This window comes from Pseudomonas pichavaramensis (genome assembly GCF_050473265.1).
GTDB lineage: Bacteria > Pseudomonadota > Gammaproteobacteria > Pseudomonadales > Pseudomonadaceae > Aquipseudomonas.
The window spans coordinates 1-1,461 of the sequence record NZ_JBJKFJ010000033.1 but is presented as its reverse complement, the minus strand read 5'-3'; the positions used below and the strand labels follow the sequence as shown (position 1 = coordinate 1,461).

Annotated in this window: 3 protein-coding genes; all 3 read right to left on the bottom strand. The window is 55.1% G+C overall.

The features are described 5' to 3' along the window. Positions 1-59: 59 nt before the first annotated feature. Positions 60-398 (bottom strand): hypothetical protein, encoded by a 339-nt coding sequence (locus ACJRW5_RS24895; RefSeq protein WP_484573139.1) that lies wholly within the window; start codon positions 396-398, stop codon positions 60-62. 67 nt (positions 399-465) lie between these two features. Beyond that, positions 466-825: a ribbon-helix-helix domain-containing protein gene (locus ACJRW5_RS24890; RefSeq protein WP_484573138.1), complete on the bottom strand. Its 360-nt coding sequence runs from the start codon at positions 823-825 to the stop codon at positions 466-468. A 316-nt stretch (positions 826-1,141) separates the two neighbouring features. Then, the gene (locus ACJRW5_RS24885; protein ID WP_484573137.1) at positions 1,142-1,378 is read right to left on the bottom strand and encodes a hypothetical protein; all 237 of its coding nucleotides are present in this window, start codon (positions 1,376-1,378) and stop codon (positions 1,142-1,144) included. Positions 1,379-1,461: the final 83 nt, after the last annotated feature.

Below are 1,461 nucleotides of genomic sequence, written 5' to 3'. Positions count from 1 at the left end.
CCTCCCGTTGGGATGGCGCCACGCTGCATGGCAAATCACACCAGCGTGGCGCCCTCAGATCAGTGCTGGCTTTGCTCCAAGACACACAATGTTCGGATATCACACCAGAACATCTCGTCAGGATATGCCCGGCCACCCGATACATCGAAGACCATGAAGTGAGGATCAACACCTCGCAGACCAAGAACTACACCGACAATAAGAACCTGGCACCAGAGCGGATCAGGGTAACCGTCCATGACAAGCTCAACCGAAGCAGTCTTGCCGAGAAGCAAAACCGCTTCGTGAACGCTAATCGAACATGATTTTTTTTCATTGTCTGCCTGCTTTTCGGCTTTATCCGCCGAGGTGACAAAACCAGCAGGCACAGGGGTTTCAGTAGACTTTGCAGTAGCCATTTCGATCTCCTATCGATCGTTTTGGTTAGTCATTGCCTGGCGGTTGCCGCCGACAGGCAGTGACGACTTATCGCACCTTGCCCAGGTATGCCTTGATGGCTAGCCGGATATGGTGCGAAACAGGTGCCCCGTCACGTTCAGAAAGCGCTTTGAGGCTTTCGAGCATGGCTGGGGGTAACAGAAGGCTGTACGGCACCTTCTTGGCCTTTCCTGGGGCTTGCTGAGCCTCAGCCGTTACCGGTGGCTGAACTGGCGCCAATGGCAATGACTTCTGCCCGCGAGACTCCAGAAAAATCCTACGAAGCTCGATCAAGAGCGAGCGCTGCCCCTCAGGCGCGAGACCACGCATGATCGCCAAGGCATCCTTCTTCGAATGACGGCGAACTGTCTGGAGAAGATGGAGAAGCTCCTTGCTTTCAACGTTCATATAAAACCTATATATGTTTGATATTGGTCTTATAGGTGTTTGCAGGCTAAATAGCAACATTTCGCCCAACAGCAATGTCGCTGCAAGCCTTGTTTTTACTGGTCTAAAGGCCAGTTCATGACTTATTGAGCGTTTTGATACCGGTTTTTCTGACGTGCTACAGGGACGTCAGCGGGCAGGCGCGCGCACCCTCGCTCGTACCTCGCGAGGAACCACACGCCCCGCCCGCCTCCTAATCCTTACTGACGCGCTTCGCTTGTCCCCTGCCCGCTCCCAGGACAACAAGTTGCCCTGAGACCAGGCAGGCCGATCTGAATCAGAGGTCGAGAATGGCTCTGCAAGCCGTTTGCAAGGCATCAAGGCGAGAATCGAAAGCCGAACTCTCAGCATCGAAATCAGCAAGCCTGCGGCGCAGATCTCGAAGCTCTGCGATCAGATGCGGGTGACGCTCCAGGATGAAGCCCACAGCATCGAGAGGATGCCGGCTAGGCGCGTAGAGCTGAGCCAGTTCGACAAGGTGGGATGGAATTTCAAGCGGGATGGGCTTACGCATAATCGGCCCTATGTTACGCGGCGCCCGGAGGCGCTGAGATTGTCCGGGCGCCGCTCAACATAAGGCCGGAGCATTATGCGAAG

What these genes read in the sequence shown, in the direction of transcription:
- ACJRW5_RS24895 (WP_484573139.1), bottom strand. Translation starts at nt 398, where the DNA reads ATGGCTACTGCAAAGTCTACTGAAACCCCTGTGCCTGCTGGTTTTGTC.
- ACJRW5_RS24890 (WP_484573138.1), bottom strand. Translation starts at nt 825, where the DNA reads ATGAACGTTGAAAGCAAGGAGCTTCTCCATCTTCTCCAGACAGTTCGC.
- ACJRW5_RS24885 (WP_484573137.1), bottom strand. Translation starts at nt 1,378, where the DNA reads ATGCGTAAGCCCATCCCGCTTGAAATTCCATCCCACCTTGTCGAACTG.